Source organism: Paenibacillus tundrae (assembly GCF_030812775.1).
Lineage (GTDB): Bacteria > Bacillota > Bacilli > Paenibacillales > Paenibacillaceae > Paenibacillus > Paenibacillus tundrae_A.
Genome location: NZ_JAUSTI010000002.1, coordinates 138962 through 152273, shown reverse-complemented (window position 1 = coordinate 152273; position 13312 = coordinate 138962). Strand labels below are relative to the sequence as shown.

General features: G+C 41.3%; 11 protein-coding genes. 8 read left to right on the top strand and 3 right to left on the bottom strand.

Annotated elements, in window-relative coordinates:
- Window positions 1–51: 51 nt before the first annotated feature.
- From J2T19_RS03965 to J2T19_RS03945, 5 genes are all read left to right on the top strand, one after another.
- A complete protein-coding gene (locus J2T19_RS03965) occupies window positions 52–732 on the top strand; it encodes a response regulator transcription factor (protein ID WP_307213393.1) in 681 nt (226 codons plus the stop codon).
- Between the two features lie 137 nt (window positions 733–869).
- Window positions 870–1745: a HAMP domain-containing sensor histidine kinase gene (locus J2T19_RS03960; RefSeq protein WP_307213392.1), complete on the top strand. Its 876-nt coding sequence runs from the start codon at window positions 870–872 to the stop codon at window positions 1743–1745.
- Between the two features lie 308 nt (window positions 1746–2053).
- On the top strand, window positions 2054–4471 hold the full coding sequence (gene helD, locus J2T19_RS03955; RefSeq protein WP_307213391.1) for an RNA polymerase recycling motor HelD: 2418 nt from the start codon (window positions 2054–2056) through the stop codon (window positions 4469–4471).
- A 389-nt stretch (window positions 4472–4860) separates the two neighbouring features.
- Window positions 4861–5307, top strand: coding sequence for a MarR family winged helix-turn-helix transcriptional regulator (locus tag J2T19_RS03950; protein ID WP_307213389.1), 447 nt, complete (start codon window positions 4861–4863; stop codon window positions 5305–5307).
- A gap of 44 nt (window positions 5308–5351) precedes the next feature.
- Window positions 5352–6419 carry an LLM class flavin-dependent oxidoreductase gene (locus J2T19_RS03945; protein WP_307213387.1) on the top strand — a complete coding sequence of 356 codons (1068 nt, stop codon included), beginning with the start codon at window positions 5352–5354 and terminating at the stop codon, window positions 6417–6419.
- A gap of 72 nt (window positions 6420–6491) precedes the next feature.
- Here J2T19_RS03945 and J2T19_RS03940 read toward each other — a convergent pair whose 3' ends face one another.
- Window positions 6492–7130, bottom strand: coding sequence for a nitroreductase family protein (locus J2T19_RS03940; protein ID WP_307213385.1), 639 nt, complete (start codon window positions 7128–7130; stop codon window positions 6492–6494).
- A gap of 170 nt (window positions 7131–7300) precedes the next feature.
- On the opposite strand from J2T19_RS03940, the gene J2T19_RS03935 reads away from it, so the two are divergent.
- The 3 genes from J2T19_RS03935 (at window position 7301) to J2T19_RS03925 (ending at window position 11308) form a co-directional block, all read left to right on the top strand.
- On the top strand, window positions 7301–7675 hold the full coding sequence (locus tag J2T19_RS03935) for a winged helix-turn-helix transcriptional regulator (protein WP_370874795.1): 375 nt from the start codon (window positions 7301–7303) through the stop codon (window positions 7673–7675).
- Between the two features lie 242 nt (window positions 7676–7917).
- The gene (locus tag J2T19_RS03930; protein ID WP_307213383.1) at window positions 7918–9540 is read left to right on the top strand and encodes a response regulator transcription factor; all 1623 of its coding nucleotides are present in this window, start codon (window positions 7918–7920) and stop codon (window positions 9538–9540) included.
- A gap of 40 nt (window positions 9541–9580) precedes the next feature.
- Window positions 9581–11308 carry a cache domain-containing sensor histidine kinase gene (locus J2T19_RS03925; RefSeq protein ID WP_307213382.1) on the top strand — a complete coding sequence of 576 codons (1728 nt, stop codon included), beginning with the start codon at window positions 9581–9583 and terminating at the stop codon, window positions 11306–11308.
- 192 nt (window positions 11309–11500) lie between these two features.
- On the opposite strand, the gene J2T19_RS03920 is transcribed toward J2T19_RS03925, so the two are convergent.
- Both J2T19_RS03920 and J2T19_RS03915 read right to left on the bottom strand, forming a co-directional pair.
- On the bottom strand, window positions 11501–12391 hold the full coding sequence (locus J2T19_RS03920; RefSeq protein WP_307213380.1) for a carbohydrate ABC transporter permease: 891 nt from the start codon (window positions 12389–12391) through the stop codon (window positions 11501–11503).
- Window positions 12392–12406: 15 nt separating this feature from the next.
- Window positions 12407–13297 (bottom strand): ABC transporter permease, encoded by an 891-nt coding sequence (locus J2T19_RS03915; RefSeq protein WP_056690921.1) that lies wholly within the window; start codon window positions 13295–13297, stop codon window positions 12407–12409.
- Window positions 13298–13312: the final 15 nt, after the last annotated feature.

Here is a 13312-nt window from a genome sequence, read left to right as displayed (position 1 = left end):
GATTATGTTAATCTGTATAAAGTAGACACCAAATTGAGAGAGGGATGTTACTTGAAGAATAGAAGCATATTATATATTGAAGATAATGAGAAAATAGGTAGTTGGGTAAAAGAAGAATTGGAACAGCAAGGATTTGCAGTTCAGTGGCTTCTCACGGGTAAAGGAGCTGAAGAAGCAGTGAGTCAGCATGAAGTTGTTCTTTTAGATATCATGTTACCTGGTTTAGATGGATTTACTGTGGGAAAACGATTAAAAAAGGCAGCGCCTACTATTCCTATTTTGTTGTTATCCGCTCGAACATCGATCGATGATAAGGTAGATGGTTTACAATTTGCTGATGACTATTTGACTAAGCCATTCCATATGGATGAGTTAGTTGCAAGATTAGAAGTGTTAATCCGTCGAGGTGGGAGAACGAATTCCGAACGAATTCAATTAGGTAATCATATTGAAGTCGATGCAGCAGGACAAATGGTATTTAACAAAGACACGGGGGAAGAAATTATACTGACAGGAAGGCAGCATCAAATTTTAATGTATTTCTTACGCCATCCCAATCAGGTGTTACCAAAAGAACAAATCTATGAAGCAGTTTGGCAAGAAGCATACATAACCGGTGATAAAACACTAATGGTACATATCCGTCGACTGCGTCAAAAGCTGGAACGTAATCCAGATTCCCCGGAAATTATTGAAACGCTGAAGGGAATAGGCTATCGGGTGAAACAATGAAACAGAATAGATCATTATTTCGCCATTACCTAAGAGGACATTTTCTCTTTATTTTTTTGCCTCCCTTGCTTCTGTTATTCTTCTCTATGTTCGTTAATTTCTCTATCGATGGTGAGGAGCCTAATACTCTAAATCCAATGATCATTATGCTCTTTATATTTGGTTTTATTATTGTCGCATTTGTTGCCATTTCGTGGCTATTCTTCTTCCGACTTCGTAATCGTCTCACACGCTTACAGGAAGTCATGTCATTTGCAGCAGATCATCATTCATTCCCTACACCAGTATCTGTTAAAGTGGATCGTATGGATGAAATAGACCAGTTAGGAAGTTCTTTTAATTGGATGATTGAGCAGCTTGAAGAAAGTCGTAAGCGAGAATATGAAGAGCAGTTATTGCGCCAACGACTTATTGCCAATTTATCTCACGATTTACGTACGCCACTGACGATTCTGAGAGGACATGTCACCAGATTAAACAAAGAAACCATAAGTCTAGAAGGACAACATTCGTTAACAGAAATGAATCATACGATCACAAGAGTTGGTGTACTCATGGATGATTTGCTTTCCTACACGTTGCTAACATCAGAGAAATATCCTTTTGAGCCCGCTTTAACAGATATTGTACGTTTAGTTAGAGCATCTGTTGCTGCATGGTATCCCGTATTTGAAGAAAAAGAGATACAGCTTGAAGTCGATTTACCATTCGAGCAGACTTTTTATTGGGAAACAGATCCAAAATGGATGTCACGGGTTCTGGATAATTTGTTTCAGAATATTCTTCGACATGCAGCAGAGGGGAAATATGCTCACATGGCAGTTGATGTAGATCAAGAACAAATCATTGTTGCAGACAGAGGCCCGGGTATGAATAACTCTTCTTATGAGGGTGGAGCAGGGATTGGTTTGTCGACTGTAAATTATATGTTAAACAAAATGAATCTGAAGGCAGACTTCGTATCTAATGAGGATTATGGTACAAAAGCAATTATTGGTAGAGCTGAGCAATGAGGCGCTCTATGTGTGTATTAAACATGACAAAGAAGAGGCACTTTGATCATTCAAGGTGCCTCTTCTTTGTCATGTTATCTTATAAGTGTAATCTCATGAGGAATGGTCAAAGTGGATCGCACAATTTATTGTCCAAGGACAAAAAAATAAATTGAACGCGAAAAAACGCTGTGATATAATCAGTAGCGCATTAAAAAATTAAATCAATAGTTGTATACTCTATTATCCTTAAATATAGTATACCTCTGGGATTTGGATTTGTCAATGCTCTTTTTTGGCCTAAAAAATGGGAAAAGGGTGGTTCAGAGATGATCGAAAAGAACAATTGGCATCAAGAACAGGAACGGCTGGAGTTAGTTAGAAACAAACTGCAGGTAAGGATCTCTGAACTGGAGCCGGAAGTAGCCGGATTACATGATCAGGCATCGGACATTCGCAAGCGATTCTGGGAAGAAGTTACGATGAACACAGGTACTAATGAAGACTTCGAGGAGTCTTTCTTCACCATTAACCAACAGTCCGCAGTATTAGCCGAACGAGAGCGTGGTCATCAGAGATTGATGCAGCAGTGGAAAAACTTAAAGCGTCTGCTTCCATCACCGTATTTTGGGCGAATTGACTTTCGGGAGAAGGGACTGAGCTTCAGTGAGGAAATTTATATTGGCGTGTCTTCATTTGTTGATCAAGACGGCTTGAGCTTTCTGATCTATGACTGGCGTACGCCCATAGCTAGCATGTATTATGACGCTTCCCCCGGGGTTGCCTCATACGTTACCCCTTCTGGAACCATCGAAGGCACGATGGAGCTTAAACGGCAGTTTCAGATCCAAAACGGGAAAATTAACAATATGTTTGATGCAAATGAAACGATCGGGGATGACTTGCTTCAGCATGTGCTTGGCTCTGGAGCAGATTCGCAAATGAAGAGCATTGTAGCAACGATTCAGAAAGAACAAAACGCGATTATTCGTAATGATACGAGTCGAATGTTAATTGTGCAGGGAGCTGCCGGCAGTGGTAAAACTTCAGCAGCTTTGCAGCGAGTAGCGTACTTACTCTATAAGCACCGCCAGACAATCAAGGCCGATCAGATCGTACTTTTTTCGCCTAATCCGATGTTTGCCAGCTATATCTCTACCGTTCTTCCAGAGCTTGGTGAAGAGAATATGCAGCAGACAACGTTCCAAGAATACCTCGACTATTGGTTAGATTCGACATTACGATCGGAGGATGTCTTTGATCAAATTGAATATGTACTGACTAAACATAGTATGCCAGGCTACGAGGCTCGTCTTCAGGGGATGGAGTATAAGACATCCGAAGCTTTCCTGCAAGCTCTACAGAACTATGGCTTATGGCTGGGACGTGAAGGCATGCAGTTCAGCGGGATTCGGTTACAGAAACGGGATCTGATTACGGCAGAGCAGATGAAGGAGAAATTTTACGGGTATGATCATACCTTACCTCTAATCAATCGGGTTGCTCTCTTGCAGGAGTGGCTCCTGAATGAACTGGCTTCGCTGGAACGGGCGGAACGTGAATCCTCTTGGGTGCAGGAAGAGTTGAATTATCTGGATACCGAGCAGTACGTTGAAGCATTCGGAATGTTGCATAAGGAAAAAGAGGTTTTCGATGTTGCAGAGCGTTATGCTGCCATTCTTAGAGATAGCAAGCAAAAACAACGAGGGGATGAAGGTGACTTTGATTTCACGCAACGAGAGGAACAACTGCTCCGTCAAAAAATTGTCAGAGCATACTTTAAGCCGCTAAAGAAAAGTGTGAGAAATTTCTCTTTTGTCAATCTTAAGGCCATTTACGCTCAACTGTTTGTTGATGAAGAAACGTATAAAGAAAAAACGAATGGAGCTGCGTTTCCTGCTTTATGGGCAGAAATCTGCATGAGAACCAAGGAAATGCTGGATCAAAATAAGTTGTTTCATGAGGATGCAACACCGTATTTATATGTAAAAGAGTTAATTGAGGGTGTTCGGACAAACACGGAAATTCGATATGTATTCGTAGATGAGGGTCAAGATTATTCGTCCTTTCAATATGAATATTTGAAAAAACTGTTTCCTCGTGCCCGGATGACCGTGCTTGGTGATTTTGGTCAAGCCATCTTCATGCAATCTACAAGTTTAGTTGGAGATCAATCTCCACTGGTTCGCCTTTTTGGTGAAGCTGACACAAGTCTATTTTCCCTATTGCGCAGCTATCGCTCAACTAAAGAAATTGTTGAATTCACAAGAGCAATGTTGCCTGGGGGTGAGGAGATCATACCATTTGACCGCAAAGGACCGAAACCTCTTCTGACCAAGTTATTGAGTAGGGAAAAACGTGATGAACAGGTACTGGCAGACATCGCAACACTTCGGGATAAGGGATTTAAGTCGATCGCAATTATTACGAAAACGGCAGCCGAGAGCCGTGAGGCGTATGCGATGTTACAAGCTCCGGGAAACGAAACCTTACAGCTTATTACAAAAGAGACTATACACTTTGAAAAAGGATTGATGGTGATTCCCGTTTATCTAGCCAAAGGAGTCGAATTCGACGCAGTCCTAATCTATAATGCTTCATCGAAAACGTATGGCGAGGAAAATGAACGTAAGTTACTTTATACCGCTTGTACACGGGCAATGCACGAACTTTATCTGTATACGATTGAAGATTGGTCACCATTTATACAGGCGCTACCTGCGGATTTGTATGAGATATCATCTTAGACAGCTCAGTGGCCATATAATAGAAAGCATTGTCAGCCTTGGTTATTCCCAACCAAGGCTTTTTTATCCAAAGAAAACCATACGCTATGCGTGAGTTCAGAGGAGATTCCAGAGGAATTTTTGAAAAATGTGGTTATAATAAACGCGTGACTTCATAACATGGCGTTTATGGGTTGCACAACTTATGAACGACAATCATGCTAAGAGTGTAACCTATAACGCTGGGCTGTAAGTATGATAAATGATAGGACAGAAAAACTGTTGACAATTATTTATCCTAACGTTAGGATAAATACATTCTAACATTAGGATAAATAATTGATACGTTTTACTTTCACTTTCAATTGTTCTTAAGTTTCAAAATGCTATGGAAGAGGATGGTTTGATAGATGAACGAGCAGAGTGAGCTTGATTTACGATTATTTCGTGTGTGGATGAAGGCGACAAAAGCAGCGACAGAAACAATTCAGAGAGATATTCAAAGTTACAATATCAGCATGGAGAATTTTATAACACTTGAATTGCTCTATAGCAAGGGACCGCAAACTGTTCAGAGAATCAGTGAATTGCTTTCTATACCGAGCGGAAGTATTACTTATGTAATTAATAAGCTAGAAAAGAAGGAGTTAGTCGAAAGGAAACAACATTCGGAAGATAAAAGGGCGTATCTTATCGCTTTAACCGATCAAGGAAGAACTCTGTTTGATGAAATTTTTCCTAAACATGTGGATTTGATCTCTCGAAGCTTGTCTTTTGTTACAACGGATGAAAAGGAACAACTCATTAATCTTCTCAAAAAGATTGGATATGGCATTCAAAATATGAGTGAAGAATGATTTTCCGACTAACATTTAAATAAAAATAGAAAGAAGGAGATTGAATGAATCAATCATCAGAATCTATGGAATTTGGACTAAGTACTTTCTTAGAATCTAAACCAACAGCGAATGGCGTATCTCATGCAGAGAGAATTCGACAGGCTGTTGAGGAAGCTGAATTAGCTGAACAGGTTGGATTAGACGTGTATGCTATTGGAGAGCATCATCGTGAGGATTATGCAAGCTCGGCACCCGCAACCATATTAGCTGCTATTGCATCTAAAACCAATAAAATACGTCTATCCAGTGCAGTATCTGTTTTATCATCTGACGATCCTGTTCGATTATATCAGAATTTTGCAACATTAGATGCTCTCTCTAGCGGACGTGCAGAGATTATGGCTGGCCGGGGATCATTTATAGAATCCTTTCCTTTGTTCGGATATGACTTAGAGGATTACAATGAGTTATTTGATGAAAAACTGGACTTGTTACTGCAGGTCTCCGCTTCAGAGAAGGTTACTTGGAGAGGTAAACACCGTCCTGCGATTCATGATTTAGGGGTATATCCACGAGCAGTACAGGAGCCATTACCTGTATGGATTGGGACGGGAGGAAACGTGAATTCAGCGATTCGAGCAGGAGTTTTGGGACTACCTATTTGTTTTGCGATCATTGGCGGTTCACCAGCGCAATTCGCTCCATTGGTTCAGGTGTACAAAGAAGCTGCGCTTCAAGCAGGACATGATCTAAACCAATTACAGATTGCTGTTCATTCACACGGTCTTATTAAAGAAGATGGCGAGCAAGCTGCCAATATGCAATTTCCTGCAGTAGTTGATCAAATCAATAAAATTGGCCGCGAACGTGGTTTCTCAGAGTACACACGTAGGTCCTTTGATCAAGCTCGAAGCTTAAATGGGGCGTTATATACAGGTGACCCTGAGTATGTAGCCGAGAAAATCATATTGTTGAGAAAAAACTTGGGACTGACACGATTTTTGCTGCATGTAGATAATAGTATGTTAGCTCATCGTGAGCTTTTAGAAACGATTGAATTGTTCGGAACGAGAGTTGTACCCATTGTCAAAAAGGAGCTTGCGCGAATACAGTCATCAAGTAACAAGTAACTGCTGTAGTTATGGAGCCAAGGGCTTGTCTGTCTGAAGACAATCCCTTGGTTCCTTCCTGTTATATGCTATTTATACCCAAGTAGCAACTTCATCTACCGGGAGACGATAAGATTGATGCCCTTCTCTAGCTCCTTTACCGATCGTAATTAACATAACCGTAGGGTAACGTTCCTTATCTAAGCCAAATACGTCATTGATTCTCGAACGATCATAACCGCCAATAGCGTTGGTATCGTATCCGTGTGCCCGTGCAACCAACATAAGCTGCATAGATACGAGTCCGGTGTCTAATGTGTTAAATTGGCGTAATTCAGATTCAGACATGCTCGTATACCCAGGTTTGACTGTGTTTAACTGTAAGTCTCTGATGTCTGCAGGTTTGTATCCAAGCTCAACTTCCTTGTTCAAAATGCGCTCCATGTTTTCAATGTGCTTCATATCCATGAACACGGCAATGACAGCTGCTGCAGTTTTAATTTGCTTTTGGTTATACGTAACAAGGGGAGAAAGTTTTTCTTTACCTTCATCACTCTCAATAATCAGAAAGCGCCAAGGCTGTAAGTTGATAGATGAAGGCGCACGCGTCGCTTCTTGCAAAATTTCAGTCATTTCCTCGTGGCTTATTTTAACCTCAGGGTCATAAACTTTAACAGTACGACGACCAAATACGATTTCGTTAAAATCGTTCGTTTTTTGATATTTTCCCATAAACCATAATCCTCCTTAAAATCAATCACTTATCTTATTTAAGTCGCGTCATCATCATGGACGGCTTGACTACGGACTTATCTTAATGCATAGTGTCTATTAATGTAAGTAGTTATATTTTTATAACATAGTCACAAAAAAAGAACCTTTGGGAAGATTGGTGATGTTTAATGGCTAAAATGGAGTACAATTCAATGACTGATGACATAGATTCTTCTGAAAACGTAAAAAGATGTGCTATCGCTAAGCCGCAAAATATGATAGCTGGAAAGTGGAAGTTAACTATTCTATGGCTAATAAGCATGCAGACCAGACGTTTCAATGAGCTTCAACGCTTACTACCCGGCATATCCAAAGGGATTCTTACGCGGCAGCTAAGAGAGCTTGAAACAGATGGACTTATTCATCGAGAGGTATATAAAGAAGTGCCTCCTAAGGTTGAATATTCGTTAACAGCGTTAGGAGATAGTTTTATGCCGATTTTAAACAGTATTGCTGAATGGGGTAAGCGATTTGAGCAACATGAGGAGGACAAGCAACTTTAATCCTAAGGATGAAATTTCTTTTGACCACTTAAGAGACCCATTAACCTATTCTTAATCAACTCTATGAGCAAATATAAAAGTTTGTTAACCTTGGTTGTATCAAGCCAAGGTTTTTTTAGTTCCAGAGCAGGTAGGCTCGTTGTCTCAGCAATGTTAGAATAGCTACAGATTGGCACCCATCTTTCACTTGTTACCAGAGTAGTACGGTGTATTCATTGAAACATTCTGATTGGAGGATTCTCATGTATAAATTGATGATCGTAGATGACGAGTTACTTATGCGCGTTGGAATCCGCTCGATGCTTAACTGGGAGGAGTTTGGTTTTCATGTGGTTGGTGAGGCAGGGAATGGAAAAGAAGCGCTAGAGCTTGCCTTGGAAGTTTCGCCTGATCTAATTATTACGGACATTAAAATGCCTGTTATGGATGGGCTGAAGCTAATCCAAGAGGCATCCTGTGTGCTCAAAACATGTAAGTATGTCATCCTTAGCAACTTTGATGAATTTCATTATGTGAAGGAAGCCCTGAAGCTTGGCGCAGCAGATTATCTAATCAAAAGCGAGATTACAGAATCATCGCTGTCCGAGCTTCTGACCACCGTTACGCTGAAACTCCAAAGTGAACAGATCAGTCCGGCTAACGTACCTTCTGTTACAATTGATTATTCCAAGAGCTTGAGGCACTTGAAAGATAGTTTCTTTCAAGATATTGTAAGCGGATTCATAAATGAGAAAGAAATCATGGTCAGAGCGGAGGAACTGCAGTTTCGCATCAGATCAGACCAATTGGTGATAATCAAGTTCTTCGTTAACTATTACGAGAAAGCGAAGAAGAAATATATCGAGAAGGGGGAGAAGCTGCTTCGATTTTCGCTCCTGAATATTATGGAAGAGATTATCCCATCCAAGTGGGAAAAAGAGATATTTGTGGAAAGCTCTTCTGAATATTGGGTTGTTGTCAATGTGCTTCCTGAGACGAGCTCGATACACGATGATCTGAATAAGTTATGTACTAAGCTTTTATCCTCCATAAAGGATTTTATGAATCTCTCACTCACAGCAGCTGTAAGTACAATCGTATCTGACTTTCGTTACATTAGAAAGGCATGTGAACAAGCAGAATTCGCTCTACATCACGGTTTCTTTACGGGCAGCAATCAGGTGCTGCACTACAATGATGTCCTTCAAGCTCCACCTAGGCAAGAGGTGCACGAAATGCTAAACCCAGAGCAGGAACGGAATTTTCTTAAATTGTGGGTCAGTAAAGACTACAACAGTGCAAAGGATTTTCTTCAAACCATTCGATCTGATCTGGAAGCACAGCGAGCGAATGAGAGCAGTGTTCGGAAGCAATATATTTTGCTGATGGAAACGATACAATCGCATCTGTCTCGTGGGACAGAACGAGGCAAGCGTAATTCTACAGAGAAATCCCCTTATGAAATTGTGCTCAAGGGAGAGAGTTGGGAGGATATTCACCAAGATATGTTGGACTATATCGCTTATTATTTTAAGGCCAATTCCCAGGACATGCAGGAGCATACCCATGCAGACGTTGCAATCGAGATGATCAACAAGTATTACGCTGAGGATATTTCTCTCCAAGGCGTAGCAAATCAGATTAATGTTAATCCATCGTATCTAAGCCGATTGTTCAAGCAGGAAAAGGGGGAGAACTTTATCACATATTTAACGCGAGTTCGTATGGAACATGCGAAGAATTACCTTTTGAGCAAAGAGCTAAGGGTGTACGAAATCGCAGAAAAGGTCGGTTACCATAACTACACATATTTCAGTAAAATTTTCAAAAGATCTGTCGGACATACCCCTGAAGAATATCGAGATCTACAGCAGGAATCCTTGTAAACCATGAATAGAGGTGCATCCGATGAAGCATGTCCGATTCGTGCGAATCCAGCACAAAATCATGGTGATCTGTATAACGGTCATTATCCTTCCGGTACTTGTGATGACCATCAATTCCTATTATTCTTCTGAACGTTTATTAACACAGAATTATACGAATGTGTTGAACGATCTGTCTAAGCAGACCAATATACGAATTGATGAGTTTCTCAAAGAGATCGAAAAAATTACTCTTCTGGCGAGCAATGGACTGAGCAATGATCTATCTGCGACACCTGAGGGCAGTTTTCCCATTCAGGACTTTCTTCGAAATAGTGATGAGCCGCGAGAGATTGCAGCTTACAATATTCTGATGAACTATATTATGATGAAGGATCGCGTGTTTTCGATCTACCTCTATAACCTAAACGGAGGTCCGAATCTGTTCGTTAGTCCTCATCAGCCTATTGATGCAAACTACAAAGTGGCAAACGAATTGTGGTTCAAACAGTTCCTGCATAGAAATGATCGAACCATCACGTTGACTACACGAATTGACGAGCAATTGCAGAACAAAATTCTTGCAGTCTCACATGCACGGAAAATTCATGATGTCTCTACAGGAAAGCTGCTTGGTGTAATCGTGGTCAGCATTGACATCAAGTTTATCGAAATTGTCAATCGCAACTTGCAGGAAGGACTGCGCTCCAGATTCATGATCGTGGATGAGGACGATAAGATTGTGTATAACGTGGATGAGCGATTGATCGGTACATTGTTTCGCGGAAACGTCCGTCCACCTGAAGCAACGAATGTTGTGGTGACTAGCCCTCTAAGTCAGCAAAAGTGGACAAGTTATCTCTACATGCCGTTGGATGAGTTGACTGCTGATGGGAGGATATTAGGTCGTAACCTAGTAACGCTCGCCGTCGTGATGTTCCTTTTTGCAGTCGTCTTATCCGTGTTTCTCTCCCATGTCATTACAACGCCAATCAAGAGACTGTTACGTAATATCTCGCTTGTAGAAAAGGGGCAGTTCGAACAAGTCGAGCATATTCGCTCTCAAGATGAGATTGGACATCTATCGGTACGATTTAACAAAATGTCGCATGAATTAAAACGAATGGTCGAGCGGGTGCAGCAAGAAGAAATGGAGAAGGCTCAAGCCGAGATGCGTGCTCTCCATCACCAGATCAATCCCCATTTTCTATATAACACACTTGGATCGGTAAAGTGGATTGCCTCCATGCAACAAGCTGACAAAATCGTGGACATGACAGATGCACTTATCTCAATGCTCCGTTACGCCACAAGATCAGATGATAGTCTAGTTACTATTCGTGAGGAATTAGATAACATTAAGAATTATGTAACCATTCAGAATGTAAGATACTATGACTCTATTCAGATGAATTATGAGATTGAAGATCAATTGATGGACTACCGAATGCCCAAAATGATTCTACAGCCCATTGTTGAGAATGCGATTTTTCACGGTCTTGCCGAGCATGAAGAAGATGGCCTTATAACGATACGGATTCAAACCAAGGGCAATGATATTACCATCGAAGTTTGTGATAACGGAGTAGGTATGGAAGAGCATACGATTCAGAACTTTATGGATGAGAATCCAAGGGTAGGCGATGGAACGAGAGGGATTGGAGTTCACAATGTACAGCGGCGCATTCAGCTGCATTTTGGGAGTCCTTATGGGATCCAGGTGGAAAGTGCAGTAGGGGAGGGCACGACTTTTACCATTCTGCTGCCTGGCATTTTAGATATCAAGTAATTGAGTGTATGGTGGTACAACGTAAATCTAGCAATTGATAAATGATTAGGATATGGAGCACCTATGCATGAGAGTCTAATTGGTTGACGTTTTCATAAAAAAATAGATTAAACCAAAGGACCTGCAGTTTATCCTGCAAGTCCTTTAATTACGTTTTAGCCAGTTGAGTGCATGTAGGCACGAGTCACGGGATTACCCTTTGACACTACCAAGCACCAATCCTTTAGTAAAATACTTCTGTAGAAATGGATATACAAGCAGAATCGGTATGGCTCCTAAGAACATTTGAGCGGCACGTCCCGTTCTGGCATTCATCATGGATAAGAGCTGAGTATAATCCGATCCAGATTTCAGCATGATTTGTTCAAAGCTCTGCAGAAGGGTCTGTAAGTAACTTTGTAATGGATAATTGGCTGGATTGTTCATATAGATAATGCCATCAAACCATGAATTCCAATGGGCGACGATACTAAATAAGCCGACCGTTGCAAGGGCAGGTTTGAGGAGTGGAAGCAAAATGCGAAGTAAAACTTGCACTGGCCCCGCACCGTCAATGATGGCGGATTCTTCAATTTCTTCAGGTAGTCCTCTAATGAAATTCATGAGAATAATCATACTAAATACAGGTAGAGCACCGGGCAGGATCAGCGACCAGATCGAATCAATGAGTCCCATCTTGACGACTACAAGGTACGTTGGAATTAACCCTCCATTAAATAACATGGTAACGATGAAAAAGCCCATGTAGATATTACGCCCCATCACTTTATCCTTCGTTTTGGATAGCGGATAGGCAGTGAGAACAATTAATACAAGATTCACTAACGTCCCAAGTATCGTTCGTTTAACGGCGATCCAGAGGGAGGAGAAAAATGCTCCACCTGTTAAGGCAAATTCATAGGCTTTGGTATTGAACTCGACAGGCCAGAATGTAACACTACCCGCAGATACTGCCGAACTACTACTGAACGATACAGCTAGTAAGTTGATAAATGGGAGGATACAAAGTAGAGATATGATTAGCAATATCGTATAGTTCACAACATGAAACAGACGCCTGCTCAAACTTTTATCATAGACCATAATGAGAGTTCCTCCTTAGAAGATGCGATAGCCGGCGACCCTGTATGCCAGAATGTACGAGACCGCAACCAGAATGCTGGAGATGATTGATTTGAATAATCCGACGGCTGTACCAATCGAATACTGCGCCTGCTGAATCCCTAGCCGGTATACATAGGTATCAATAATATCTCCCGTTTGATATACGACAGGGGAGTATAGGTTATAGATTTGGTCGAATCCAGCATTGAGCACATTACCGAGGGATAATACCGTCATTAACACAATGGTTGGCATAAGCAGGGGCAACGTAATATAGATCGTTTGCTTCCAGCGCTTGGCTCCATCAATCACTGCGGCTTCATACAACCCGGGGTCAATACTCGTAAGAGCTGCTAAGTAAACAACCGTTCCGAAGCCGAAGCCTTTCCAGATGTCACTCACTATCATCGTCCATGGGAATAGGGAGGGTGTGCCAAGAAAGGAAATAGGCTGTATCCCGAATACACCAAGGAATGTGTTAACGATGCCGTTGGCACTAAGGATATCGAGCATGATGCCAGCCATGATGACCCAAGATAAGAAATTTGGGATATATACGAGGGTTTGAAACGTACGTTTGACTCCACTATGAAGCACCTCGTTAAGTAGTAATGCGAAGATGACAGGCACGACGATCCCACCAACAATTTTAAATGCGGACATGTACAAGGTGTTCCAGATTGTTCTTATGAAGTTCGGCTGATTAAAGATGTGTGCGAAGTTGTCCCACCCAACCCAAGGGGAATTGAAGCCGAGGCCGGGATTGTATTTCTGAAAAGCAATTATAAGCCCGTAAAAAGGGATATAGCTGAAAATAAACACCAAGACCAGACTTGGGATCAACATGAGATGGTAAGGACTCTGCTGCTTCCATTTTCTCAGCATTACAATTCCTCCGTT

Excerpts from the sequence above, each read along its gene's own strand:
- J2T19_RS03960 (WP_307213392.1), top strand. The coding sequence starts at position 870 with ATGATCATTATGCTCTTTATATTTGGTTTTATTATTGTCGCATTTGTT.
- helD (WP_307213391.1), top strand. The coding sequence starts at position 2,054 with ATGATCGAAAAGAACAATTGGCATCAAGAACAGGAACGGCTGGAGTTA.
- J2T19_RS03950 (WP_307213389.1), top strand. The coding sequence starts at position 4,861 with ATGAACGAGCAGAGTGAGCTTGATTTACGATTATTTCGTGTGTGGATG.
- J2T19_RS03945 (WP_307213387.1), top strand. The coding sequence starts at position 5,352 with ATGAATCAATCATCAGAATCTATGGAATTTGGACTAAGTACTTTCTTA.
- J2T19_RS03940 (WP_307213385.1), bottom strand. The coding sequence starts at position 7,130 with ATGGGAAAATATCAAAAAACGAACGATTTTAACGAAATCGTATTTGGT.
- J2T19_RS03935 (WP_370874795.1), top strand. The coding sequence starts at position 7,301 with ATGGCTAAAATGGAGTACAATTCAATGACTGATGACATAGATTCTTCT.
- J2T19_RS03930 (WP_307213383.1), top strand. The coding sequence starts at position 7,918 with ATGTATAAATTGATGATCGTAGATGACGAGTTACTTATGCGCGTTGGA.
- J2T19_RS03920 (WP_307213380.1), bottom strand. The coding sequence starts at position 12,391 with ATGGTCTATGATAAAAGTTTGAGCAGGCGTCTGTTTCATGTTGTGAAC.
- J2T19_RS03915 (WP_056690921.1), bottom strand. The coding sequence starts at position 13,297 with ATGCTGAGAAAATGGAAGCAGCAGAGTCCTTACCATCTCATGTTGATC.